This is a genomic window from Xanthomonas sp. D-99 (genome assembly GCF_017746145.1).
Taxonomy (GTDB): domain Bacteria; phylum Pseudomonadota; class Gammaproteobacteria; order Xanthomonadales; family Xanthomonadaceae; genus Xanthomonas; species Xanthomonas cissicola.
In genome coordinates this window covers 16298-41364 of the sequence record NZ_JAGHWU010000014.1, presented here as the reverse complement: position 1 = coordinate 41364, position 25067 = coordinate 16298, and the positions used below count along the sequence as shown (strand labels likewise).

The window sequence follows — 25067 nt, the reverse complement described above, 5'->3', positions numbered from 1 at the left end:
GATGTCGTCGCACGCTGTCGGCTAGACTGCCTGCTGATCATGACGAGATACCAAGCCGCCATGGGCGACGAGCCTGACTGTAGAAACGCACGTTCCGCATCGGTTGCCGCAACACTACACATCGCGGCTGCACATGCGGTGGCACGCGGATGGACCACTCCTGCAGCGCATGGAGGCGGCCATGTTGGGTGACGTCCTGCTGCTGTTGGTGGCATTGCTGCTGGTGCTGTTGAATGGATTTTTTGTCGCCGCCGAGTTCGCGCTGGTCAAGCTGCGGCACACCCAAGCGGTGGGCCTGGCGCAAACCAACGGCTGGCGCGGGCGCTTGTTGCTCGGTGTACACGCGCATCTGGATGCGTATCTGTCGGCCTGCCAGCTCGGTATCACGCTGGCTTCGCTCGGGTTGGGCTGGGTCGGCGAGCCGGCTTTTGCACATCTGCTGCAACCGCTGTTCGCTACGCTGGGCCTGTCGCCGGAAGCGGCACAATTCACTGCGCTGGCGATTGCCTTCAGCCTGATTTCGTTCCTGCATATCGTGCTGGGCGAACTGGCGCCCAAGACCATGGCGATCCGCCGCCCGGAACGCATGTCGTTGTGGACCGCTGCGCCGCTGTACGTTTTCTACTGGCTGATGTACCTGGCCATCTGGGTACTCAATACCAGCGCCAATCGCTTTCTGCGCCTGCTCGGCTGGGGCGAGGTGGAACATCACTCGCATCGTTACTCACGCGAGGAACTGATGCTGATCGTCGGCCGCCAGGACCCGAACGCCGCTGCGCCCGACCAGGGGCTGGCCTTGATGAGCCACGCGTTGGAATTGCCGGATCTGGTCGCCGGCGATTTGATGCGCCCGCGCGAGCACATGCGCAGCCTGCGCGAAGGCATGACCCTGGAGGCGGTGCTGGCCGAATTCAGTGAGTCGCGCTACAGCCGCTACCCCTGGTTCGATGCCAATGGCGAACAGGTGCTGGGCATCCTGCACACCAAGGATTTGCTGGTGGCGATGGCACGCGGCCAAAACCTGGACGATCTGCACCCGCTGCTGCGTCCTCCCACCGTGCTGACCCTGGAAACGCCGATTCCCAACGCGCTGGAGCAATTCCGCACCGGCACTACCCATCTGGCACTATGCGTGGAAGAAGAAGGCCGCATCCTGGGCTTTTTCACCCTGGAAGACCTGCTGGAAGTGGTGGTTGGCGACATCGAGGACGAGCACCGTCACGTGGTGCGCGATGCCCCGATCCGTGGCCAGGACGGCTCGTTGCTGATCGCCGGCAGCACCTCGATCTTCCGCCTGGAACGCCTGCTCGGTCAGGACCTGAGCGCGCCGGACCACGTCAATTCGGTCGGCGGGCTGATCCTGCATCAGCTGCAGCGCTTGCCCGAGGAAGGCGAAACACTGGAGCTGGATGGCCACCTGCTGACCGTGCGGCGCATGGCAGGCCACCGCATCCAGGCAGTCACGGTGCGCCCGGTGGGCGAAGCCGTCGACGCGGCCAGTTGATGCCGTCGATTCAGTCGGCGGACGCGCGAGGCGATGGGCCGATGCGAAACCAATAACGGTAATCGCGCGACTGCCCGCCGAACCGCACCCCGCGGATGGTCACGTCGTACATCACACCCGGCTGCAGGCGCGGCACCCGGAACTGCAGGCTGTTGGGCACCCCGAAACCTTCGTGGTCGTCGCTCAGGTTGCGTACCTGCAGCTGGCGTCCATCGCGCTCGCGGATCTGCACCTGCGCATCGGCATAGTCGACATCGCGATTGGCGAACTTGCGCTTGCGGTCCGGCAATGCGGTGAACGACAACAGCGCATCGTCGACGTAGTAGCGGCCCGGGTACTCGCCGATCGGCCAGGCGATGAAATCCTCACGCGTCCGCGCCGCGACGCCGACCGCCGGAACGAAGCGCAGCGCGGCACCGCTACTGAACGCGGCGCCGTCGCGACCGGCCACCATGCCGAAGGCGACGCGTTGCAGAAACGGATCCAGCAGCCAGCGCCGGTGCCCCAAGCCACCGGCGCTGACATTGTTGGCGTCGGTCAGCCACTCGATCACGATCTGTTCGGCGCTGGAGAAACGCAGCAGCGGCGAGCTGACTCCGCCATAGATCAGGCTGCGGCGCGCGCCCTTGGCTGCGGTGTCGGAATAGCAGCGCCAGTCCGGCGTCGGCGTATGGCTGAGGCGGCCGTTGGCGGCAATCACCAAGGCCGCCTGGGTGGCTTCGGGCTCGGCCGCCGGGTCGTCGTCGACCGCGTCGAGCCCGTGCAGCCGACGGATGTCGTTGATCAGCGCCAGCACGCGTTGCCGCTGCGCCGGCTGCAGGTCTCCGGCGCGGCAGCTGGCGATCGCGGGCGGGGTGCGATACAGCGCCGCCGCCTGCGCGGCGAAGTCGGCCTCCTGTGCGGCGGCAGGCAGCGCGGCGGTAAAGATCGCAAAGGCGAGGCTAGCGAAGATCGGGCGCATGGCAGCCGGAACAGCGCAGGGAGCTCTACCATAAAGTGCAGGTCGCGCCATGTCGGGCTCCCTCGGCCGCGCAGGTAGCCCGCCATTCAGCCTCTCTGCCGTGGGCTTGGGGACCCGTTTTGCAGGGCACCGGGCCTGCCCACAGCGCCGGCGGCGTAGAATGCTGGCCCCACCGTCACCGCCGCCCCCCTTGCCCATGTCGGATTCCGCTCTGCTCGCCCTGTCCCCGCTCGACGGCCGCTACGCCTCCAAGGTGGATGCGCTGCGCCCGATCTTCTCCGAATACGGCCTGATCAAGGCGCGAATCAAGGTCGAAATCGAATGGCTGCTGGCACTGGCCGCCGAGCCGGGCATCGCCGAACTGGCGCCGTTCTCGCCGGCTGCCACGCAGCGGCTGCGCGTCCTGGCCGACGATTTCAGCGTGGCCCATGCCGCGCGGGTCAAGGAAATCGAGCGCACCACCAACCATGACGTCAAGGCGGTGGAGTACTTCATCAAGGAGCAGCTCAAGGACGACGCCGAGCTCGGCCCGGCACTGGAATTTGTGCACTTTGCCTGCACCAGCGAAGACATCAACAACCTGAGCTACGGACTGATGCTGGAGCAGGCCCGCCGTCAGGTGTTGCTGCCCAGCCTGGATGGTATTACCGCAGCGCTGCGCACCCTCGCCCACGCTCAGGCTTCCCAGCCGATGCTCTCGCGCACCCATGGCCAGACCGCCTCGCCCACCACGCTGGGCAAGGAAATCGCCAACGTGGTCGCGCGCCTGGAGCGCCAGCGCAAGCAGATCGCCGCGGTCGAACTGACCGGCAAGATCAACGGCGCGGTCGGTAACTACAACGCGCACTTGGTGTCGTACCCGGACCTGGACTGGTCGGCGTTCGCACAGCGTTTTGTGGAAAGCCTGGGCCTGGTGTTCAACCCCTACACCACCCAGATCGAGCCGCACGACAATGTGGCCGAAATCGGCGATGCCAGCCGCCGCGCCAACACCATCCTGATCGACCTGGCGCGCGACATCTGGGGCTATATCTCGCTTGGCTATTTCAAGCAGAAGCTGAAAGAGGGCGAAGTTGGCTCCTCGACCATGCCGCATAAGGTCAACCCCATCGACTTCGAAAATGCCGAGGGCAATTTCGGCATCGCCAACGCGCTGTTCGAACACTTCTCCGCCAAGTTGCCGATCAGCCGCTGGCAGCGCGACCTCACCGATTCCACCGTGCTGCGCGCACTCGGCACCGCGTTCGGCCATACCCAGGTCGCGCTGGATTCGCTGGCCAAGGGCCTGGGCAAGCTCACCGTCAACCCCGAGCGCCTGGATGCCGACCTGGATGCGGCCTGGGAAGTGCTGGCCGAAGCCGTGCAGACGGTCATGCGCCGCCACGGCCTGCCGAATCCCTACGAGCAACTCAAGGCGCTGACCCGCGGCCAGGGCATCACCGCCGCCTCGATGCAGGCCTTCGTGGAAAATCTGCAACTGCCGGAAGAAGACAAGCAGCGCCTGCGCGCGCTCACCCCGGGCGCCTACACCGGACTGGCCGAGCAGCTGGCGCGCGCGATCTGAGCTGACCGAACCGCAAGCCCGGTGGGAGCTTGCGAAGCGGGCCACGTCATCGGCCTCATCGGCGAGGCTTCATCGGCATCACCGCATGCCGATGACGCACGATCAAGGCCCGTGATGACGACGCCTCGCGTCGGATGCGTCGCACGGCCTTAGAGGACTGGATGGCCGGCGAGGGCCTGCACATGGGTGACCTGACCGGACTGCTATCGTGCCGGCCTTACTTTTCAGGAGACCGGCGATGCGCGTCACCCACACGGCACTGTCCCTGTTGACGCTGGCAAGCGTCCTTGCACTGAGCGGATGCGGCGGCGACGGCCCCGCTGCGCAGGCGCTGTCGTCGGTCTCGTCCACACTGACCGATCCGGCCAGCGGCGCAGACTGTGCCGGCAAAGATGTGCGGCTGACCCGCGATGACAGCAAATGGGTCCTGCACGGCGAGTGCGGCACGGTCACCATCACCGCCTCGCGTGGCGCGATGAATCTGGACACCGCGCGCAACATTCGGCTGGAGGGAAGCAACTTCACGGTACTCAACAGGCAACTCGGTCAGCTCAGCGTGAGCGGTCACGCCAACACGCTCAATCTGACCGATGTCGATCGCGTGGACATCCAGGGCAACAAGAATCTGGTGCTGGCGCGCGCCGTGAAACAGGTGCGGTTTTCGGGCAACGACAACACCGTCAACCCATCCAGCAAACCCGCACTGGACGATCGTGGCAGCGGCAACAAAGTGATGTGATGCGCGCCGGTGCGCTACCCGCGCACGCGACGATCGGCGTGCGCGGCAGGCGCCACCATGCCGCTGGCAAGGCCATCAACACGAAGAAGCGATCGGAAACGCCGGCCAGCCCTGCAGCGGCGAACCGGAGCGGGCACGTTGCGCGCCGCACAGGTGCACATCCGGCTCGGGCAGTCGACAATAGGCCATTGGCGCCGGCCGATGCCGCGCACCGCACTCTCTTCTACATCGTGTAAGGACCCCAAATGGCCGTACGTAAAGCGACCCCACTTGCCATCGAAGTCCAGGCCCGTCCGGGACAGCCGCTGGGCATGCCGGTCGAGCGTTTCCTGCGCAATTACTGGCACAAGCACCCGCTGTTGATCCGCAATGCGTTCGCGGATTTCGCCTCGCCGCTGCAGCCGGAAGACCTGGCCGGGCTGGCCTGCGAAGACGGCGTGCTGGCACGCCTGATCAGCCACGACCGCACCACCGACGGCTGGGACGTGCGCACCGGCCCGTTCCAGGAAACCGATTTTCCCGGACTGCCCGACCATGACTGGACCTTGCTGGTGCAGGACGTGGACAAATGGGACGCCGACGTGCGTGCCCTGCTGGAGCACTTCCGCTTCCTGCCGCGCTGGCGTATCGACGACATCATGATCAGCTTCGCGGCCACTGGCGGCTCGGTGGGCGCGCATGTCGACCATTACGACGTGTTCCTGCTGCAGGGCCAGGGCCACCGCCGCTGGCAGATCGACGCGCGCACCGTCCAGGGCCGCAAGGCCACGCCGCTGGCGTTCCGCGACGATGTCGAGCTCAAGCTGCTACGCGAGTTCAAGCCCACCCACGATTGGGTGCTGGGCCCGGGCGACATGCTCTACCTGCCGCCGCTGATCCCGCACCACGGTGTGGCCGAAGACGCCTGCCTGACCTTCTCCATCGGCACCCGCGCACCGTCCTCGGCCGAGCTGATCGGCGATTACCTGGACACCTTGATTGCCGATGCCGACGAGGCCGTGCGCTATCACGACGAAGACCTCAAGGTGCCGGCCGACCCCTACGAAATCGACGTCACCGCGATGAACCGCGTGGTCGCTGCGCTCAATGCGCTGCGCATGAACGACCCCGACCGCCTAGGCGACTGGTTCGGCCGCTTCATGACCACCTACCGCGCCTCCGGCGACGTGGTGCCGGCGCCCGAGCCGATCCCGCGCGAAGCGGTCGAGCAGGCGCTGGAAGAAGGCGTGCTGCTGCACCGCCACCCGTGGTCGCGGCTGGCCTGGCGGCGCGCCAAACGCGGCGCCACGCTGTTCTGCAGCGGCCTGGAGTTTGCGCTGTCGGCCAAGGATGCGTCCCGTCTGGCCGCGGCCGAAGAGATCGACGGCACTTTGTACGCGCAGTTGTCCCCGCGTGGCCGCGAGGTGGTGCTGGAGCTGCTGGCACAGGGCCACTACCAGCGCGCCCACGAAGATGCCGAGGACGACCTCGCAGAGGACGACCACGCGCATGCCCTGAGCGTGTCGGCCGACCACGACGACGAAGATGCCGATGCCGAGGACGACGTGCCGGAGGCAGACGAAGACATCGATGCCGACGCCGATGTCGAACAGGTTGCCGACGCTGCCGACACCCCGGCAGAGGCGCTGGAGGCCGATGTCGAACCCGGCGACGATGCCGAAGCCGAGCAGGACGTCGACAGTGCGATCGCCGACGAGACCGATTCCGACGACAGCGACGACACCACCAAGCCTGCATGACCGCGTACGCCAGACCGCAGATCGTCACGCTGGACCCGGCCGCCGACGCCGCGGCGCTGCGTGCGCTGCGGCTGGCCTGCGCCACCGACACCGCTGGCGCCACCGGCGGTGTCCAGTGGGATGCATTGGATCCGCTCAGCCTGCATCTGGCCGTACGCGACGAAGGCCAGCTGATCGCCTCGGTGCGGCTCACCGCCGATCGCCGCCTCGACCGCCTCGGCGTTCTGCCCAACTGGCGCCGCCGTGGCGTGGCCGACCAACTGCTCGCTGCCGCAGTCGACGCGGCACGGCAGCACGGCTGGCATAGCCTGCGCGCATGTCCCAGCCCAGCTGCGGAAGCGGTCTTCGCGCGCCTGGGCTTTCTGCCCGACGCTGGCTCCCTCTCCTCACCCGAGCGCATTGGCCAGGCCTACGATGCGCCCGGTACCGTCGTGCACCGTCGCCTCGACGGCCCGATGGCAGTGGACTCCTTCACCGCAGCCTTGGCCGCCACCACCGGGTTGCTGTGCGCCGCGCGCCGCCAGGTGCTGATCTACACCCGCGCCCTGGACCCGCCCCTGTTCGACAACGCCGCGGTGCTCGACGCGCTGCGTCGTTTCGCCACCGCCCGCCACGACAAGCGTGTACATGTCCTGGTGCAAGACACCGCCAGTGCCGCGGCCAGCAGCAGCGCGATGCTGCGCCTGGCACAGCGCCTGCCCAGCGTGTTCCGGTTCCGCGCGGTCAGCGACCCGGTCGATGCAAGTTTTGCATCGGTCTATGTTGTCGGCGACGAGGCCTACTACTTTCGTCCAACAGGTCATCGCTTCGATGATGGCGAAACCTGGCTGTCGGGCGCAGCGCGCAGCCGCCAGCTGGAGCGCGAATTCGCGCAGATATGGGAGCGCAGCGCGCTTTGGAACGAGCCGCGCGCGCTCGGCATCTGACGCCGCAGCGCCCCTTGCACGTAGGCGCGCGTGCAATTGGTCTACCCCGCCGGTCAGCTTGCAGACGCCCCCTCACTAGCGCAAGGGGGTATAATTTTTCGAGATTTGAGACCGACCGATAGGGCATCTCGCCCTGCCGCTTCCGCACAATCATCCCCACAGCAGACCCGACTTACCATCGTGGATAATCTCCTAAAGCAGTTCGCGCAGTCATCGCAACTCGCCGGCGGCAACGCCGCCTATATCGAGGATCTGTACGAGCAGTACCTCGTCGCCCCGGACAGTGTCGATCCGAAGTGGAAGAGCTACTTCGATGGTTTCGAAGGTCGCGGTGCCGGCGATGTGCCGCACTCGGCGGCCATCGCCCACATCCTCACCGCCTCCAAGCAGGCTGCCAACGCCGGTACCGGCGCAGGCGCCAGTGACGAGCGCGAGCGCAATGTCGGCCGTCTGATCACCGCCTACCGCGCCCGTGGCCACTTGGGCGCCCAGCTCGACCCGCTGGGCCTGGTCCCGCCGGTCAACCCGCCCGACCTGGACCTGCCGTTCCACAGCCTGTCCCAGGCCGATCTGGACAGCGAGTTCAGCACCGGCGGTGTCGGCGGCCAGCCGCGGATGAAGCTCAAGGATCTGCTGACGCGCCTGAAGGCGACCTACGCCAGCAGCATCGGCGCCGAGTTCATGCACATCCAGGAGTTCGACCAGCGCCAGTGGATTTACAAGCGCCTGGAAGACGCCGGCGGCAAGATTGCCGGCGATGCGGCCAGTCGCAAGCGCACCCTGGAGCGGCTCACCGCTGCCGAGGGCCTGGAGCGCTACCTGCACACCAAGTACGTCGGCCAGAAGCGTTTCTCGCTGGAAGGCGGCGATGCGCTGATCCCGATGATGGACGAGATCATTCGCCAGTCCGGCAACGATCAGGTCAAGGACATCGTGATCGGCATGGCCCACCGCGGCCGCCTCAACGTGCTGGTCAATACGCTGGGCAAGAACCCGCGCAAGCTGTTCGACGAATTCGAAGGCAAGTTCGAGCATGCCCATGACGACCGTGCGCACACCGGCGACGTCAAGTACCACATGGGCTTCTCTGCCGATATCGCGGTGGGCACCGACAAGCAGGTGCACCTGGCGCTGGCCTTCAATCCCTCGCACCTGGAAATCGTCGACCCGGTCGTGGTCGGCAGCGTGCGTTCGCGCCAGGAGCGTTTCGGCGATGCCGAGCGCAAGAGCGTGTTGCCGATCCTGATCCACGGCGATGCCGCATTCGCCGGCCAGGGCGTGGTGATGGAACTGTTCCAGATGTCGCAGGCGCGCGGTTTCGCGGTCGGCGGCACCGTGCACATCGTCGTCAACAACCAGATCGGCTTCACCACCAGCACCCGCGACGACGCCCGCTCCACGCTGTACTGCACGGACGTGGCCAAGATGATCGGCGCGCCGGTCTTCCACGTGAACGGCGACGACCCGGACGCGGTGATGTTCGTGTCCAAGCTGGCCTACGAATTCCGCCAGCAGTTCAAGAAGGACGTGGTCATCGACCTGGTGTGCTACCGCCGTTGGGGCCATAACGAAGCCGACGAACCGGCAGCGACCCAGCCGGTGATGTACCAGACCATCCGCAAGCACAAGACCACCCGCGAGCTGTACGCCGCCAAGCTGGAAAGCGAAGGCGTGCTGAACGCCGACGAGGCCAAGGCGCTGGTGGACGGCTACCGCAACAAGCTGGATTCGGGCGAGTACACCACCGAACTGGCCAAGCGCAAGCCGGACGAATTCGCCATCGATTGGTCCAGGTACCTGGTCGGTACGGCTGCAGATCCGGTGGACACGCGCGTCAAGCGCGAGCAGCTGGACCGCCTGGCCAAGCTGATCACCACCATCCCCGAGGGCGTCGAACTGCACGCCCGCGTGGCGAAGATCTACGAAGATCGCGTCAAGATGGCCGCCGGCGATCAGCTCGGCGACTGGGGCTTTGCCGAGAACCTGGCCTACGCCACCTTGCTGGCCGAAGGCCACAAGCTGCGCCTGGTTGGCCAGGACGCCGGCCGCGGCACGTTCTTCCACCGTCACGCGATCCTGCACGACCAGAAGACCGACGACTACTACCTGCCGCTGCGCCAGCTGGTGCAGAACCCGGAAGACGCCACTGTCATCGACTCGTTGCTGAGCGAAGAAGCGGTGATGGGCTTCGAATACGGCTACTCCACCACCGATCCGAATGCGCTATGCATCTGGGAAGCGCAGTTTGGCGACTTCGCCAACGGCGCGCAGGTGGTGATCGACCAGTTCATCGCCGCCGGCGAAGCCAAGTGGGGCCGCATCGCGGGCTTGTCGCTGTTCCTGCCGCATGGCTACGAAGGCCAGGGCCCGGAACACAGCTCCGCTCGTCTGGAGCGCTTCCTGCAGCTGTGTGCGCTGGAGAACATGCTGGTTTGCGTGCCGACCACGCCGGCGCAGTGCTTCCACATGATCCGCCGCCAGATGCGCATGACGACCCGCAAGCCGCTGGTGGTGATGACGCCCAAGTCGTTGCTGCGCCACAAGCTGGCGGTGTCGAGCCTGGAAGAACTGGCCGACGGGCAGTTCCAGCATCTGATCCCGGACGCCAAGGCCGACGCGGCCAAGGTCAAGCGTGTGGTGCTGTGCTCGGGCAAGGTCTATTACGACCTGCTCGAAGACCAGACCAAGCGTGGCCAGGACGATGTCGCCATCCTGCGCGTGGAGCAGCTGTATCCGTTCCCGCGCGCGCAGCTGGCGGCCGAATTGAAGGCCTATGCCAACGCCACCGATGTGGTGTGGTGCCAGGAAGAACCGCAGAACCAGGGTGCGTGGTACCAGATCCGCCACCACCTCAACTTCTGCCTGGCCGGCGGTCAGAGTCTGCATTACGCCGGCCGTGCCCGTTCGCCCTCGCCTGCCGCCGGCCACATGGCCGACCACATCATCGAGCAGCAGAAGCTGATCGCCGATGCGCTGCTCAACCCGTTCAACGACCAAGTCGCTGAATAACTCCTCTTCCCCAAAGAACGAAAACCCTAGGACGCTCCCCGAATGGCCACCGAAGTCAAAGTTCCGGTACTGCCCGAATCCGTTTCCGACGCCACCATCGCCAGCTGGCACAAGAAGGCCGGCGAAGCGGTCAAGCGCGACGAGAATCTGGTCGACCTGGAAACCGACAAGGTCGTGTTGGAAGTTCCTTCGCCGGTCGACGGCGTACTGAAGGAAATCAAGTTCGACACCGGCAGCACGGTCACCAGCAACCAGATCCTGGCGATCATCGAAGAAGGCGCTGTGGCTGCGGCTGCACCGGCTGAAGAGAAGCAGGCCGCCGCCCCGGCTGCGACTGCTGCGGCACCGGCGGCCGCTCCGGCACCGGCGGTCGCTCCGGCACCGGCCGCCGCCGCGGCGCCTGCTGCTGCGTCCAAGTCCGCTGCCGATTCGCTGCCGCCGGGCGCACGTTTTTCCGCGATCACCCAGGGCGTGGATCCTTCGCAGGTCGAAGGCACCGGCCGTCGTGGCGCGGTGACCAAGGAAGACATCGTCAACTTCGCCAAGGCCGGCGGCGTCGGCAAGGCCTCTGGTGCGCGCCCGGAAGAGCGCGTGCCGATGACCCGCGTGCGCAAGACGATCGCCAAGCGCCTGATGGAGTCCAAGAACTCCACCGCGATGCTGACCACCTTCAATGAAGTCAACCTGGCCAAGGTGTCGGCCGCGCGCAAGGAGCTGCAGGACGAGTTCCAGAAGGCGCACGGCATCAAGCTCGGCTTCATGAGCTTCTTCGTCAAGGCTGCCGCCAACGCGTTGCAGCGCTTCCCGCTGGTCAACGCCTCGATCGACGGCGACGACATCATCTATCACGGCTACAGCGACATCTCGATCGCGGTGTCGACCGACAAGGGCCTGGTCACGCCGGTGCTGCGCAACGTCGAGCGCCAGTCGTTCGCCGATGTCGAGCAAGGCATCGCCGACTACGCCGCCAAGGCGCGTGCCGGCAAGCTGGGCCTGGACGACCTGCAGGGCGGCACCTTCACCATCACCAACGGCGGCACCTTCGGCTCGCTGCTGTCCACGCCGATCATCAACCCGCCGCAGAGCGCCATCCTGGGCATGCACGCGATCAAGGAACGTCCGATCGCCGAGAACGGCCAGGTCGTGATCGCGCCGATGATGTATCTGGCGCTGTCCTACGACCACCGCATCATCGACGGCAAGGACTCGGTGCAGTTCCTGGTCGACATCAAGAACCAGCTGGAAAACCCGGGCCGCATGCTGTTCGGCCTGTGATGAAAGCCGGGATTGGGGATTCGGGATTGGGGATTGGCGAGAGCCGCCCCTTCCCACGCATCCTGCTTTTACGAATCCCCAATCCCCAATTCCCAATCTCGTGAGCGAAGAATGAGCGAACAAGAACAATTCGACGTCGTCGTCATCGGTGCCGGTCCGGCCGGTTATCACGCCGCCATCCGTGCGGCGCAGCTGGGCATGAAGGTCGCCTGCATCGACGCGGCCCTGGGCAAGGACGGCAAGCCGGCACTGGGCGGTACCTGCCTGCGCGTGGGCTGCATTCCGTCCAAGGCGCTGCTGGATTCCTCGCGCCAGTTCTGGAACATGGGCCACCTGTTCGGCGACCACGGCATCAGCTTCAACGACGCCAAGATGGACGTGCCCACGATGATTGGCCGCAAGGACAAGATCGTGAAGCAGTTCACCGGCGGCATCGCGATGCTGTTCAAGGCCAACAAGATCACCCCTTACTACGGCTTCGGCCAGTTGCAGCCGGGCAACATCGTCAAGGTGACCCAGCATGAAGGCGGCGAGATCGAGCTCAAGGGCACCAACGTGATCCTGGCGGCCGGTTCGGAGTCGATCGAACTGCCGTTCGCCAAGTTCGACGGCGACACCATCGTCGACAACGTCGGCGGCCTGGATTTCACCGCCGTTCCCAAGCGTCTGGCCGTCATCGGTGCCGGCGTGATCGGCCTGGAGCTGGGCAGCGTGTGGAAGCGCCTGGGCGCCGAGGTCACCATCCTCGAAGCGCTGCCGGACTTCCTGGCCCTGGCCGATGCCGAAGTGGCCAAGACCGCGCTGAAGGAATTCAAGAAGCAGGGCCTGGACATCAAGCTGGGCGCCAAGGTCGGCAAGACCGAGATCACCGGCAGCGGCGACGCCAAGCAGGTGGTGCTCAGCTACACCGACGCGGCTGGCGAGCAGACCCTGACCGTGGACAAGCTGCTGGTGGCCGTGGGCCGCAAGGCCGCCACCAAGAACCTGCTGGCCGAAGGCACTGGCGTCAAGGTCACCGACCGCGGCCAGATCGAGGTCGACGGGCATTGCCACACCGGCGTGGATGGCGTGTGGGCGATCGGCGACTGCGTGCGCGGCCCGATGCTGGCGCACAAGGGCTTCGAGGAAGGCATCGCGGTGGCCGAATTGATCGCCGGCCTGCCGGGTCACGTCAATTTCGACACCATTCCGTGGGTCATCTACACCGAGCCGGAAATTGCCTGGGTCGGCAAGACCGAGCAGCAGCTCAAGGCCGAGGGCGTCGCCTACAAGGCCGGCAGCTTCCCGTTTGCAGCGATCGGCCGCGCAGTGGCGATGGGAGAGCCGGCCGGCTTCGTCAAGGTGATCGCCGATGCCGAAACCGACCGCGTGCTGGGTATGCACCTGGTGGGCGTGGGCGTGTCCGAGCTGGTGCACGAAGGCGTGCTGACCATGGAGTTCAACGGCTCGGCCGACGACCTGGCCCGCATCTGCCACGCGCACCCGACGCTGTCCGAAGCGATTCACGATGCCGCGATGGCGGTGAGCAAGCGCGCGATTCATAAGGCCAACTGAGGCCGGGATTTGGGATTCGGGAGTGGGGATTCGCAATTGCGGTTCCCGCCTCCGACTATTTCCCAGCCATGACATAACGCCGGGTAGATTCCGGCGTTATGTTTTTCAGGCCCAGTCAGAACAGTCGTGCAACGTGCATTCCACCGCTTTCCAGATGACATCGACGCATCGCGCCGCCGCTTTTACGAATCCCCACTCCCGAATCCCGACTCCCATGAAAAGCATCTGCGTCTACTGCGGCTCCAATGCCGGCAACAAACCCGCCTATGTCGAGCGCGCGATTGCGTTGGGCGATCGCATCGCCAAGCAGGGCCTGCGCCTGGTGTACGGCGGCGGCAACGTTGGCTTGATGGGCACCGTGGCCAATGCAGTGCTGGCGGCCGGCGGTGAAGTGACCGGGGTGATTCCGCAGCAACTGGCCGATTGGGAAGTAGCGCACCGCGGGTTGACCACGCTGGAAATCGTCGGCTCCATGCATGAGCGCAAGATGCGCATGTTCGAGTTGTCGGATGCGTTCGTGGCCCTGCCCGGCGGCTTCGGTACCATGGAAGAGATCTTCGAAATGCTGACCTGGCGCCAGCTCGGCATCGGCAACAAGCCGTGCGCCTTTCTGGACATCGAAGGTTTCTACGCACCGCTGATTGGCATGATCGACCGCATGGTCGAAGAGCGCTTCCTGCATCCAGACCAGCGCGCCGACCTGTGGTATGGCGCCGATATCGAGCAGATGCTCGAATGGATGCGGCACTACACTCCGGCGCAGGCGTCGAAGTGGATTGACGAGAAGCGTCGCTCCACCCTGGTGTAAGCGTTAGCCGCCCCGTCTCTTCGACGCGGCGGCACTGCATGCATCCGCGCGGTGGACCACTGCGCGCATCACCCCGGCATCGACCAGCGCGCTGTTGGCCAGCGACGCCGCTCCACGGCGACGTTCCAGACAGCGCGCAGCGCGGTCGCACGACATCGCCTCGATCTGCCAGCTTGCAACGGCAGTCACGATGGCTGCAGCGATCCGCCGTACCGCCTCGCATAGAATGGCGGCGATGCTCGATACCCTCGCCGCTGATGCGCACCATAGTCTGGACATCAAGCACAGTCGCTTTGTGGCCCACGCTGCCGCACTGGACGCTCCCGCGCATGCGCTGGAGATCGTGCAGCGCGTGGCAGTGCCGGACGCGACGCACAACTGCTGGGCCTACCGGTTCGGGCAGGACTACCGCTCCAGCGACGACGGCGAGCCAAGCGGCACCGCCGGCCGGCCGATCCTGGCCGCCATCGACGGCCAGGGCTTCGATCGGGTGGTGGTGGTGGTCACGCGCTGGTATGGCGGCATCAAGCTCGGGGCCGGCGGGCTGGTGCGCGCCTACGGCGGTACCGCGGCCGAGTGCCTGCGGCTGGCAACGCGACAGCCATTGATCGCGTTGTCACGGGTGCAGGTGCAGTGCCGGTTCGACGATCTGGGCCTGGTGCACGCAGCACTGGCGGCCTTCCATGCCGACAAACTGGACGAACGCTTCGACGCCGAAGGTGCAGCGTTGCATGTGCAACTGCCTGCCGATCAGCTCGCCGGCTTGAAAACCCGCCTGTGCGACGCCACTCGCAATCGTGTCCACCTCTCAACCCCGGAAGCCGCATGACCCAGCCAGCCGCTGCACGTCCCAGCCCGTTGCGGAAGCTGGGCAGCCTGCGCACCTTGTGGCCATTCGTCCAACGCCAGCGCGGCCTGTTCGCCGCCTGGCTGGTCGCGCTGGCGATTTCCGCTGCCGCCACGCTGAGCCTGCCCGCAGCGGTCAAGCGCATGATCGATCAAGGCTTCTCCGGCGACGCGCAGATCAATCAGGCGTTCTCGCTGCTGTTCGCAGTCTCGGTGGTGCTGGCGCTGGCGACTGCGGCGCGCTTCTATTTCGTCGCACTGCTCGGCGAAAAAGTGGTCGCCGACCTGCGCGGCCGGCTGTACGCACACCTGATCGGACTGGACGCCGGGTTCCATGACCGCAGCCGCAGCGGCGAACTGGTGTCGCGCCTGTCGGCCGACAGCGAATTGCTGCGGGGGCTGATCGGCACGACCATGTCGGTGGCCTTGCGCAGTTCGGTCACGGTGATCGGCAGCATGGTCATGCTGTTCGTCACCAGCCCGCGGCTGGCCGGCTTTACCTTGATCGGCATCCCGCTGGCGGTGCTGCCGATCGTGCTGGGCGCACGCCGCCTGCAGAAGATTTCGCGCGCAAGCCAAGACCGCGTGGCCGACGCCAATACGCTGGCGGCCGAAACCCTGGGCGCGGTGCGCACCGTGCAGGCGCACGCGCGCGAGCGTTACGAAAGCCAGCGTTTCAGTACCGCGCTATTTGCCGCCATCGATACCGCAAGGGTGCGCATCCGCACCCAGGCCACCGTGACCGCGGTGGCGATCATGCTGATCTTCGGTGCGATCGTCGCGGTGTTGTGGCTGGGCGCGCACGATGTGATTTCTGGCCGCATGACGCCCGGCACGCTGGGCCAATTCGTGCTGTACGCGCTGATCGGCGGCGGTTCGGTCGGTGCACTGGCCGAGGTCTGGAACGAGTTACAGCGTGCCGCCGGCGGCATGGGCCGGGTGAGTGAATTGCTCGACGAACAACCGCTGATCGTGGCGCCGGCCACGCCGCAGGCCTTGCCGCAGCCGCTGCGCGGCGCGATCCATTTCGACCAGGTGGTCTTCCATTACCCGCAACGCCCGGACGCGCCGGCGCTGACCGGGTTCGACCTGCATGTCAGCCCCGGCGAAACCGTGGCGCTGGTGGGTCCGTCCGGAGCGGGCAAGAGCACGGTGCTGTCGATGCTGCTGCGTTTCCACGACCCTGTCAGCGGCAAGGTGCGCATCGACGACATCGACCTGCGCGAGGCCGACCCGGTACTGCTGCGCGAGCACATCGCGCTGGTACCGCAGCAACCCACGTTGTTTGCCGCCAGCGCCGCCGACAACATCCGCTATGGGCGCCTGCAAGCCAGCGATGCCGAGGTGGAAGCGGCAGCGGCCGCCGCCGAAGCCGATGTCTTCATCCGCGCCCTGCCCCAGGGCTACGCCAGCGAACTGGGCGAGCGCGGCACGCGCCTGTCCGGCGGCCAGCAGCAACGCGTGGCGATTGCGCGTGCGCTGCTCAAGGATGCGCCGATCCTGCTGCTGGACGAAGCCACCAGCGCGCTCGATGCGCACAGCGAGCGCGCGGTGCAGCAGGCGCTGGAGCGGCTGATGGAAGGCCGCACCACGCTGGTGATCGCGCACCGCCTGGCCACCGTGCTCAAGGCCGACCGCATCGTGGTGATGGATGCCGGCCGCATCGTCGCGCAGGGTACGCATGCGCAGTTGATCGCCCAAGGCGGTCTGTATGCGGAGCTGGCGCGGCTGCAGTTCATCGACCAATGAGCCTCGCTGGGCGCCGTGGTTCCAGCGATGGCATCTGGCGCACCTAGCGAAACGACTGCGCTCACCGCGCTGCGGGCGCGGCCGGTGCTCGGAATCGGCATGCACCGCTCGTACACTGCGGTTACCGCGCGTCGTCCATCCTCGCCGGACGAGCTGCCGCTGCAGTCGCTAGCCGCACTTCGCCTGTCTGGTCTCACCGGCCACGCCGGCCGTGCGCTCCCACGCAATCCGATGTGATCCCATGCCGCGCCCCAGAACCACCCTTCGCCAGCTGAGCTATTTCGTCGCGCTGGCCGATACCGGCAGCTTTACCCGCGCCGCCGAGCAGATGGGCGTCTCGCAGCCATCGTTGTCGCAGCAGATCCGCGCATTGGAAGCGATCATCGGCGCGCCGCTGTTGGAGCGCGGCACGCAGGCGATCCTGACCCCGCTGGGTCGCGATCTGCTCGACCGCGCACGCAGCATCCTGCTCGATGTCACCGATCTGGAAGAGGTCCGCGCCACCGCCGCCGATACCTTGATCGGCACCATCCGCCTCGGCGTCTCGCCCACGCTTGGCGCCTATCTGATGCCCAGCCTGGTGGCACGTTTGCATCGCGAGCATCCGGCCCTGCGCGTGCATGTGCGCGAAGGCCTGCCAACCGCACTCGCCGCCGACCTGAGCAACGGCACGCACGATCTTGTCCTCGCGCAACTGCCGGTGGCCGGCCGGGGCCTGCACAGCGAGCGGCTGTTTCGCGAACTGCTGCATGTGACCATGGCTGCCGATCATCCGCTGCGCACCAAGGCCTGCATCACCCCGGCCGATCTGCGCGGCGCCAACTTGCTGACCTTGATGCCGGAATACCGATTGGCAGAACAGGTTGCCGCGATCGCCATGGATGTGGGCGCCAATGTCTTGCGCGATTACGAAGGCACCAGCCTGGACGCGATCCGCCAGATGGCCGGCATGGGCATGGGTCTTGCCTTGCTCCCGGACCTGTACGTGCGCCAGGAAATCCGCGAAGGCGACGACGTGGTGGTTCGACCGGTCGAAGGCGGGCGCTACTATAGGGAGATCGGTCTGCTCTGGCGCCAGGGTGCTGGTCGCGCACCGGCCTTCGGTTTGATCGCCAATCTGCTGCGCGCGGTGGCCGCATAGGAAAATCCTATGTGCCAAATAAGCACCATGGCCTTGTTTGCGGGCCGGCAACTCGTCAATGCTTCACTGAACTCATCAACGGATATCGAATGGCGGCCAAGCGGATTGGATGGCGGGAAGCGGCGAGCTGGCTGACGGAAATTGTCGGACCGGACATGCCGTATGTGCGCCTGACCCTGGTGTACGGCGTCGCGATCAGCCTGCTCTCGCTGGCCACGCCGATCTCGGTGCAGTTGCTGATTAACAGCGTCGCCAACACCGCGCTGCCTACGCCGCTATGGACCTTGTCCGGCCTGCTGCTGGGCCTGCTGTTGCTGGTGGCGGCACTGAGCGCGATGCGGGTGTGGGTGATGGCGCTGTTCGAACGTCGCCTGTTCGCACGCGTGGTGGCGGAGATCACCGTGCGCGCGGTGCATGCGCAGAACCCATTCTTCGCCGACCAGAACCGCGGCGATGTCTTCAACCGCTATTTCGATCTGGTGGTGGTGCAAAAGGCAGTGCCCAGCCTGGCGGTCGGTGCGTTCACCATCGTGCTGCAGTCGGCGGTCGGCTTGATCGTCACCAGCTTCTATCACCCGTTTTTCCTCGGCTTCAATGCGCTGCTGCTGCTGACCATCTTCTCGATCTGGATGATCTGGTCGCGCGGCTCGATCCGCTCGGCGGTCGAACTGAGCCAGGCCAAGCACAATGCCGCGCATTGGCTGGAAAGCGTCGGCGGCTCCAACGGGTTCTATAAATCCAGCCGCCATCTCAACTTTGCGATGGATCGCTCGGAAAAGGTGACCGCCGACTATGTCGACCGGCATCGGCGCCATTTCCGCTACACCTTTACCCAGACGCTGGCGTTCCTGCTCACCTATGCGGTCGCCAGCGCGGCGCTGCTGGCACTGGGCGGCAGCCTGATCCTGCGCGGCGAGCTGTCGATCGGCCAGCTGGTGGCAGCCGAGCTGATCCTGAGCGCGGTGTTCTACGGCATCGCACAGTTGGGCAGCTACCTGGACATGTTCTACGACCTGGTGGCCAGTGCGGAGGAATTGTCGCTGCTGTACGCCATCCCCCAGGAGCGCCCGGTGCTTGCCGCCGGCGAGGCGCCGCGCAACAGCGGGGTACGCCTGGATGGCGTGGTGATCGAGGGCGCGCGTTTCGATTTCGCGCTGGAAGCCGGCGAGCAGTTGGTCACGCTGGCCGATGGCGGCGCCGAGCGCCTGCTGGCCATGGTGCTCAAGCGCCACGTCGTTCCCGACCGCGGGCTGGTGATGGTGGGCGGCGCGGACATGGTCACCTTCGATATGTACCTGCTGCGTTCGGAAGTCACCGTGCTCGACCGGCCGACCATCGTGGAGGTCACCATTCGTGAATACCTGGCGATGGCCTCGGCCGATGTGACGTCCGAAGCGATGCTGCAAGCCATCGATGCGGTGGGCTTGCGCGCGCGCATCGCCGCGTTGCCGCAAGGCCTGGACACCCGGCTTGCCGCGTCCGGATTCCCGCTGTGGATCGGCGAGGTCATGGCGCTGAAGCTGGCCAATGCACTGTTGGTGCGCCCGCGCGTGCTGATGCTGTCGCAGCTGTACGACCTGATCCCGGCCGAGCGCCTGACCCAGGTGCTGCGGCGCTTGAAGGATGCAGGAACCACCGTGCTGCTGTGCACCGGGCGGCCGGAGGACATCACCCTGGATGGCTGGTTCCGGCTGGAGCCGCAGCGCCAGCAACGCTACGCCACACGCGCCGAGTTGATCGCATCCACGCAGGAGGTGCCGCATGCCGCACGCCCCTGATCGCATGGCGCATTTCCCCACCCTGGCGGCAATGCGTCCGCCCGGCATCGCCAAGGCAGTCGCCTGGATGCTGCTGATCGGCATCGGCATCGCTGCGGCGATCCTGGCACTGGCGCCATGGGTGCAGACCGCCAGTGGCAAAGGCCAGGTCGTGTCGCTGGATCCCAGCGACCGTCAACAACCGGTCACCGCCTTCGTGCCGGGCCGCGTCGAGCGCTGGTACGTGCATGACGGCCAGCATGTTGCCAAGGGCGACCCGATCGCGCGTGTCGGCGATCTGGACCCGGACCTGCTCACCCGCCTGGCCAGCGAGCGCGCGCAGGCGCAGGCGGAAATCGCCGCCATCCAGCAATCGCGCGCGGTGGCCAGCATCGATGTGGCGCGCAGCAGGCAATTGCTGGCCGAAGGCCTGGCCGGCCGCCGCGACTACGAGCTGACCCAGATCAAGGTAGCCGAGGCCGACGCCAAGCTGGCCGAATCGCGCGCCAAGCTGACCCGTATCGACATCCAGTTGAATCGCCAGTCTGCACAGCTGGTGCGCGCCCCACGCGATGGCCGCGTGCAGCAGCTCAACGCCGCCAGCGGTAGCGCCATGGTCTCGCCGGGCACCGTGCTGGCGGTGATCGCGCCGGAACGGGTGGAGCGCGCGGTCGAGCTGTACATCGATGGTCGCGACGTGCCGCTGATCCGTCCCGGCCGTCCGGTGCGGCTGGAATTCGAAGGCTGGCCGGCGATTCAATTCAGCGGTTGGCCGTCGGTGGCGCACGGCATGTTCGACGGCCGGGTGCGCGCCATCGACCCCAACGCCGCGCCCGATGGGCTGTTCCGCATCCTGGTGGAGCCGATGCCGGGCAAGCCGGCGTGGCCGGCACAGGAATTCGCCCGCCAGGGCGGCAAGGTGCGCGGCTGGGTGCAGGGCGAAACGGTCAAGGTCGGCTACGAGCTGTGGCGCCAGCTCAACAACTTCCCGCTGGAATTCGGCCGGCGCCCGGCTGCGGCCACCCAGGAAGACGGCAAGGCCAAGCCGGCCGCACCCAAGTCCGAAGACGAAGCGACGGGCAAGAAATGATCGGCCGTCTTGTCGTCCTGTTGATCGCACTCTGCCCCGGTGCGGCATTCGCCCAGGCCGCTGCGCTGACGCTGGATGAGGTGCTGCAGTCGTCGGCACGCTCCGCACCGCAGATCGTCGAAGCGCTGGCGAAGGTGCGCCAGGCCGAAGGCAAGGGCATCTCGGCCGATGGCGCCTTCGACACGGTGTTCGACATCGAAGGCCGCTCGCGCGAGGCCGGCTATTACGACGGCAGTACCATCGAAACCGGGGTCAAGCGGCCGTTCGAAGAGAACGGCGGCTATTACTACGGTGGCTACCGCTCCTCGCGCGGCTCCTTCCCGATCTACGAAGACAAGTCCTATACCGATCGCGGCGGCGAAGTGAAGGTCGGCGCGCTGTACGCGCTGCTGCGCGACCGCGTGATCGACGAACGCCGCACCAAGCGCAGCATCGCCAGCACCGATATCGATGTGGCCAAATACGAGGCGGAAATGGTGGCCATCGGCGTGCAGCGGCGCGCGGTGGATGCCTACCAGAACTGGGTCGCCGCCGGGCTGAAGTTGCGCGCCTACAACGAGCTGCTGCAACTGGCCGAGCAACGCCGCAATGCGATTTCGCGCCAGGTCGCGCTCGGTGCGCGCCCCACCATCTTGCTGACCGAAAACGACCAGAACCTGGTGCGCCGTCGCGCCTTGGTGGTCCGCTCGGAACAGGACTTCGCCAACGCGGCCAACGCCTTGTCGCTGTATTTGCGCGACGACGCCGGCATGCCGCTGATCGTTTCCGCCGAACGCCTGCCGGCCGACACCTCGGCGCTGGAAGGACTGGCCGGCGCCAGCAAGATCACCGCGCCGGTAGAGCGCCCGGATTACCGCGCCGTGCTGACCCGCATCGACCAGGCCACCGCGCGGCTGATGCTGGCGCAGAACGATCTCAAACCGCGCCTGGATGTCAGCGTGGAAGTCAGCAAGGATCTGGGCCCGCCCGGCGTCGGCGGCCCGAACCGGTCGCTGACCGACGCCATCATCGGCTTCCGTTTCAGCGTGCCGCTGGAAAACCGCGCCGCCCGGGGCCGCGTGGCCGAAGCGCGCGCCGAGATCGAAGCGTTGGATCAGCGCAGCCGTTTTCTGCGCGACCAGATTTCGATCGAGGTCGAATCGATCGTCATTTCGCTCAATGGCGCCGAACGGCTGGCCAGGATCGCCGATGAGGAACGCGGCCTGGCAGACCGCCTGGCGGCGGCCGAGCGGCGGCGTTTCGAGCTGGGCTCGGGTGACTTTTTCCTGGTCAATCAGCGCGAGGAAACCGCCAACGACGCGCGCGTACGCCTGATCGATGCGCAGGCACGCATCGCCTCCGCGCGTGCCGAACTGGCGGCGGCCACCGCCGACCGGGATGCCTTGCAGCTGAGTCGTTGATGGGTCGGCTGCGCGTCGGGCGGACGCGGTGATGCTGGGCAATTGCGCGGTTGTGCGAGTGACCTCGCGATGCCGCTGCTTGGCATCCTGTGGGTTGAAGCAAATCCTCCGCAGCGGACGCACTCAACCGCCACGCAGGTGGCTGGCTGTTGTGCCCAGCGACGTTTCAGCGCGCTTCACGCCTTGTCGAACCCGAGGCTGCAGCTGTCTGCTCCATGGCTGCTAGGCAGCCGCCTCTGCAACGCACGCGTGCACAGCAGCTTGTCGACGTGAACAATCGCCGTCGTCGCCCCGCCCCGCCTGACGAGCTCAACCAACAGGTCCGCATACCCCACCGCATAACGACGTTTGGATAACACCTGCGTGCGCATGCTCGCCGTACCGGCACGCGCGCCGGGCGCGCGGATCCATCGCGATCCGCACTGCAACCTTAGGAACTTTCGGAGGTGTGTATGTCTTTCCGGCAATTTCCCGCAATCGGCGCAGATGGCGAGCCTTACGTCATCATCGAATTTCGCGACGAGCAACAACCCCGCGCAAACCCCCATTCGGCGCCGCGTTACGAGCTTCCCGATGGCCGACATCTGCAACGTCAGGGGCAGCGCTTCGTCACCGACGGCGGTGAGCTGCGCCTGTCCGCGCTCTAGGAACGGCCCCAGAACCTCGCGCGTCGTCATCTTGCAGCCCTGGGCGGCGCACAGGAACCGGGGTGTACGAGGATCAGATGCCGAACCAGGGGACGCGACCGCCAAGAACGACGCCGTCGTCTAGCTGGCTGCCTCAAACGGCACTGGTCAATTTTTGACCAGCCACTGTACGCCCCTTGCGTTGCAAGGGCCGCGGGCAGTTATCCACATGCTTGTGCAAGTTTCATCCACACCCTGTGTGGATGAAACGGTGGCGATGGGAACGGGCCTGATCCTGCTACTAGCCACCGGAACGCTCCAGCACCCGACCGATCCCAGTGCGATCGATCTCGCTCGCTGCTTGCGTCAATGCTGCACGATCGCTCGCCGCCTCGAAGCCGATACGGAAATGCAGCTCGCCAACCGGCGTGCGCGATGAGTGGATCGACGACAGGTTTACCCCATGCCGCTCGAACACATGCAGCAAGGCGCGCAGCGAGCCGGGCTGGTCTTCGGGCAGATACACGCTCAAAGTCAGCGGCTCGGTGAGATCGGCCAGCAGATAGCCCACGCGCTCGTAGGTGTAATTGCCCGCCGCAAGCGCGTCGTGCTGCAGGGCTTGCGCATTGTCGTGCAGGAATTGGGTGCGGAACTGCGCACGCGCGGCATCGTCGCCCTGCGCGACCAGGGCGCGCAGCTGCTGCAACTGCAGTAGCAACCGGTCGAGCATCTCGCCCACATACGGGTTACCAAACTGGATGTCTTCGTAGATCGAGGGATTGAGCGAAAGAATGCGCGCGATCACTGCGGTATCCAGTTCGAACGACGCCGAGCGGTACGGCATCAGCGCGCGCAGCTCGCCCAGCAGCGGTGCGTAGTCGCGCAAGGTGCCGGCCTGCGCCAGGTGAGTGGCGTGCACCATCGCCTGCACCAGCGCCATCACGCGGTCGTGGTGCTCTGGCGTTGCGTACACGCATTCGGCCTGCAGCGCGCTGCACAAGCTCTGTACCCATGCCGACCAGTGCTGCAGCCGCGCCTCGCAGACCACCATCACGCGCCCTTTCAAGGTCGGCGATTTTGGCGGTGCGGTCATCGGATGCAGGCCAACCACGTCCGCCTGCGAGGTCAGCATTGCAGCGACCGGTGCCTGTTTGATCGAGGTGACATCCAGCCACAACTGCGAGGCAGCGCGTGCGCCGGCAAGCTGCACATACCGCTCGATCAATGCCGCAGTGTGGCGGATTGGCGCGGCGAACATCAGCACGTCGGCACGCTGCGCCAGCGTGACCTCATCCATGCTGACGCTGTCGGCCGGATCGAACCCGATCACCTCCAGCTGCATACGCGTGCGCAGGAACTGCGCCAGCCATCGCCCATATGCACCGGCGATGCCGACGATGCCGACTACCGGCTGCGCGATCATGCCAATCGCTCGACGGCAAATCGTGGCGTCGCGGCAAGTGCGGCCGGCGCCGCGGCCAGCACGTCGAACTCCTCGAATCCCGCAGCCAGGGTCGCTTCCAGCGCGCTATGCACTCCGCTGAGCGCGTGCCCCACCGCCTGCTCGAACGGCACATCGCGCAACAAGAAGCCAATCAGCAAGGCCATCAGCACATCGCCGGTGCCTGCCACATCGACCGGCAGGTGCGGGCTGGCCCAGCGATACACCGCCGCATCGCTGACTGCCAGGGTCACCAGCTCGCCCGCAGCACCGGCCACGCTGTGTGCAAGGACCCATTGCGGCCCACGCGCCAGCAAAGCGCGCGCGGCAGCAATGGCATCGTCCTGCTGCAGGCTCGGCAAGCCGGTCAACCGCCCCAACTCGAATGCGTTGGGCGTCACCAGCCAGGCGTGCGGCAGCAAGCGCTCGGCGAACACGCGCTCCAGCCCGGGTTCCACATACGGGCCGGTGTGCGTGTCACCAATCACCGGGTCCAGGCAGTAGCGCAGCTGCGGGGCCTGCGGCAAGGTCTGCGCCAGCCAGTCGGCGAAGGTTTCGCCGTTGGCCAGGCTTCCGAAATAGCCGGACACCAGCATGCGTGCACGCTGTGGCAAGCCGCGTTCGGTGGCGCCCAGCAACAAATCCGCCAGCCAGTCGGCCGGCAGGATGCGCCCGCGCAGGGTGGCGTAGAACGGCGCGTTGCTCAGCAGCGTGGTGGGCACTTCGGCCACACGCAGTCCCAGCGCGCGCAGCGGCGGTACTGCAGCGCTGTTGCCAGCATGGCCATAGACCAATTGCGATTGCACCGAAATCACATCGATCGGCGAAGGGCCGTCCGGACGCTGGCGGCGACCATGGACGAGGTGGCTGTCGGTTGCATCGCTCATGCGGGCGGCCGTGCAGGAAAGAGGGCACCGATTATCCGCGTAACCTTGCCA

19 protein-coding genes are annotated in these 25067 nt (G+C 66.2%); 16 read left to right on the top strand and 3 right to left on the bottom strand.

Annotated features, from left to right (window positions below; translation table 11 throughout):
* The first annotated feature begins 133 nt into the window (after positions 1-133).
* Positions 134-1504, top strand: a complete 1371-nt coding sequence (locus J7360_RS06485; RefSeq protein ID WP_209033487.1) for a hemolysin family protein — start codon at positions 134-136, stop codon at positions 1502-1504.
* 10 nt (positions 1505-1514) lie between these two features.
* Here the strand turns inward: J7360_RS06485 and J7360_RS06480 are convergent, their stop codons facing one another.
* Positions 1515-2465: a CAP domain-containing protein gene (locus J7360_RS06480; RefSeq protein WP_209033485.1), complete on the bottom strand. Its 951-nt coding sequence runs from the start codon at positions 2463-2465 to the stop codon at positions 1515-1517.
* Positions 2466-2661: 196 nt separating this feature from the next.
* Here J7360_RS06480 and purB point away from each other — a divergent pair, with 196 nt between their 5' ends.
* The 15 genes from purB (at position 2662) to J7360_RS06405 (ending at position 22709) form a co-directional block, all read left to right on the top strand.
* On the top strand, positions 2662-4029 hold the full coding sequence (gene purB, locus J7360_RS06475; RefSeq protein ID WP_209033483.1) for an adenylosuccinate lyase: 1368 nt from the start codon (positions 2662-2664) through the stop codon (positions 4027-4029).
* A gap of 238 nt (positions 4030-4267) precedes the next feature.
* Positions 4268-4768 carry a DUF3060 domain-containing protein gene (locus J7360_RS06470; RefSeq protein ID WP_057660280.1) on the top strand — a complete coding sequence of 167 codons (501 nt, stop codon included), beginning with the start codon at positions 4268-4270 and terminating at the stop codon, positions 4766-4768.
* A 245-nt stretch (positions 4769-5013) separates the two neighbouring features.
* A complete protein-coding gene (locus J7360_RS06465) occupies positions 5014-6507 on the top strand; it encodes a cupin domain-containing protein (protein WP_022559656.1) in 1494 nt (497 codons plus the stop codon).
* Complete coding sequence (locus tag J7360_RS06460; protein ID WP_057660288.1) at positions 6504-7433, top strand: GNAT family N-acetyltransferase; 930 nt, start codon at positions 6504-6506, stop codon at positions 7431-7433. Before J7360_RS06465 ends, J7360_RS06460 begins: the two co-directional genes overlap by 4 nt.
* Positions 7434-7538: 105 nt before the next feature.
* Positions 7539-10442: a 2-oxoglutarate dehydrogenase E1 component gene (locus tag J7360_RS06455; protein ID WP_176215004.1), complete on the top strand. Its 2904-nt coding sequence runs from the start codon at positions 7539-7541 to the stop codon at positions 10440-10442.
* 42 nt (positions 10443-10484) lie between these two features.
* Entirely contained in the window at positions 10485-11717 is a 1233-nt protein-coding gene (gene sucB, locus J7360_RS06450; protein ID WP_057660292.1) for a dihydrolipoyllysine-residue succinyltransferase, read from the top strand.
* A gap of 111 nt (positions 11718-11828) precedes the next feature.
* Complete coding sequence (gene lpdA, locus J7360_RS06445) at positions 11829-13271, top strand: dihydrolipoyl dehydrogenase (protein WP_007973245.1); 1443 nt, start codon at positions 11829-11831, stop codon at positions 13269-13271.
* A 214-nt stretch (positions 13272-13485) separates the two neighbouring features.
* Positions 13486-14079, top strand: coding sequence for a TIGR00730 family Rossman fold protein (locus J7360_RS06440; RefSeq protein WP_022559660.1), 594 nt, complete (start codon positions 13486-13488; stop codon positions 14077-14079).
* A 226-nt stretch (positions 14080-14305) separates the two neighbouring features.
* Positions 14306-14908, top strand: coding sequence for a YigZ family protein (locus tag J7360_RS06435; protein WP_033481316.1), 603 nt, complete (start codon positions 14306-14308; stop codon positions 14906-14908).
* On the top strand, positions 14905-16674 hold the full coding sequence (locus J7360_RS06430) for an ABC transporter transmembrane domain-containing protein (RefSeq protein WP_209033480.1): 1770 nt from the start codon (positions 14905-14907) through the stop codon (positions 16672-16674). The genes J7360_RS06435 and J7360_RS06430 overlap by 4 nt, the downstream gene beginning before the upstream one ends.
* Before the next feature lie 241 nt (positions 16675-16915).
* Positions 16916-17815 carry a hydrogen peroxide-inducible genes activator gene (locus J7360_RS06425; protein WP_007964693.1) on the top strand — a complete coding sequence of 300 codons (900 nt, stop codon included), beginning with the start codon at positions 16916-16918 and terminating at the stop codon, positions 17813-17815.
* A gap of 89 nt (positions 17816-17904) precedes the next feature.
* The gene (locus J7360_RS06420; RefSeq protein ID WP_057660300.1) at positions 17905-19593 is read left to right on the top strand and encodes an ABC transporter ATP-binding protein; all 1689 of its coding nucleotides are present in this window, start codon (positions 17905-17907) and stop codon (positions 19591-19593) included.
* Positions 19577-20662 carry an HlyD family efflux transporter periplasmic adaptor subunit gene (locus J7360_RS06415; protein WP_007964689.1) on the top strand — a complete coding sequence of 362 codons (1086 nt, stop codon included), beginning with the start codon at positions 19577-19579 and terminating at the stop codon, positions 20660-20662. Before J7360_RS06420 ends, J7360_RS06415 begins: the two co-directional genes overlap by 17 nt.
* Complete coding sequence (locus J7360_RS06410; RefSeq protein WP_022559664.1) at positions 20659-22062, top strand: TolC family protein; 1404 nt, start codon at positions 20659-20661, stop codon at positions 22060-22062. The genes J7360_RS06415 and J7360_RS06410 overlap by 4 nt, the downstream gene beginning before the upstream one ends.
* A gap of 452 nt (positions 22063-22514) precedes the next feature.
* Positions 22515-22709, top strand: coding sequence for a hypothetical protein (locus tag J7360_RS06405; RefSeq protein WP_022559665.1), 195 nt, complete (start codon positions 22515-22517; stop codon positions 22707-22709).
* Positions 22710-22989: 280 nt separating this feature from the next.
* Here J7360_RS06405 and J7360_RS06400 read toward each other — a convergent pair whose 3' ends face one another.
* Together J7360_RS06400 and pdxY are read right to left on the bottom strand one after the other, a co-directional pair.
* A complete protein-coding gene (locus J7360_RS06400) occupies positions 22990-24111 on the bottom strand; it encodes a prephenate dehydrogenase (protein WP_057660302.1) in 1122 nt (373 codons plus the stop codon).
* Positions 24108-25016 carry a pyridoxal kinase gene (gene pdxY, locus J7360_RS06395; RefSeq protein WP_007973258.1) on the bottom strand — a complete coding sequence of 303 codons (909 nt, stop codon included), beginning with the start codon at positions 25014-25016 and terminating at the stop codon, positions 24108-24110. The genes J7360_RS06400 and pdxY overlap by 4 nt, the downstream gene beginning before the upstream one ends.
* Positions 25017-25067: the final 51 nt, after the last annotated feature.

Bases quoted from the DNA above. Each gene is read 5' to 3' on its own strand.
- J7360_RS06485 (WP_209033487.1), top strand. From the start codon at position 134: ATGCGGTGGCACGCGGATGGACCACTCCTGCAGCGCATGGAGGCGGCC.
- J7360_RS06480 (WP_209033485.1), bottom strand. From the start codon at position 2,465: ATGCGCCCGATCTTCGCTAGCCTCGCCTTTGCGATCTTTACCGCCGCG.
- purB (WP_209033483.1), top strand. From the start codon at position 2,662: ATGTCGGATTCCGCTCTGCTCGCCCTGTCCCCGCTCGACGGCCGCTAC.
- J7360_RS06470 (WP_057660280.1), top strand. From the start codon at position 4,268: ATGCGCGTCACCCACACGGCACTGTCCCTGTTGACGCTGGCAAGCGTC.
- J7360_RS06465 (WP_022559656.1), top strand. From the start codon at position 5,014: ATGGCCGTACGTAAAGCGACCCCACTTGCCATCGAAGTCCAGGCCCGT.
- J7360_RS06460 (WP_057660288.1), top strand. From the start codon at position 6,504: ATGACCGCGTACGCCAGACCGCAGATCGTCACGCTGGACCCGGCCGCC.
- sucB (WP_057660292.1), top strand. From the start codon at position 10,485: ATGGCCACCGAAGTCAAAGTTCCGGTACTGCCCGAATCCGTTTCCGAC.
- lpdA (WP_007973245.1), top strand. From the start codon at position 11,829: ATGAGCGAACAAGAACAATTCGACGTCGTCGTCATCGGTGCCGGTCCG.
- J7360_RS06440 (WP_022559660.1), top strand. From the start codon at position 13,486: ATGAAAAGCATCTGCGTCTACTGCGGCTCCAATGCCGGCAACAAACCC.
- J7360_RS06435 (WP_033481316.1), top strand. From the start codon at position 14,306: ATGGCGGCGATGCTCGATACCCTCGCCGCTGATGCGCACCATAGTCTG.
- J7360_RS06430 (WP_209033480.1), top strand. From the start codon at position 14,905: ATGACCCAGCCAGCCGCTGCACGTCCCAGCCCGTTGCGGAAGCTGGGC.
- J7360_RS06425 (WP_007964693.1), top strand. From the start codon at position 16,916: ATGCCGCGCCCCAGAACCACCCTTCGCCAGCTGAGCTATTTCGTCGCG.
- J7360_RS06420 (WP_057660300.1), top strand. From the start codon at position 17,905: ATGGCGGCCAAGCGGATTGGATGGCGGGAAGCGGCGAGCTGGCTGACG.
- J7360_RS06415 (WP_007964689.1), top strand. From the start codon at position 19,577: ATGCCGCACGCCCCTGATCGCATGGCGCATTTCCCCACCCTGGCGGCA.
- J7360_RS06410 (WP_022559664.1), top strand. From the start codon at position 20,659: ATGATCGGCCGTCTTGTCGTCCTGTTGATCGCACTCTGCCCCGGTGCG.
- J7360_RS06405 (WP_022559665.1), top strand. From the start codon at position 22,515: ATGTCTTTCCGGCAATTTCCCGCAATCGGCGCAGATGGCGAGCCTTAC.
- J7360_RS06400 (WP_057660302.1), bottom strand. From the start codon at position 24,111: ATGATCGCGCAGCCGGTAGTCGGCATCGTCGGCATCGCCGGTGCATAT.
- pdxY (WP_007973258.1), bottom strand. From the start codon at position 25,016: ATGAGCGATGCAACCGACAGCCACCTCGTCCATGGTCGCCGCCAGCGT.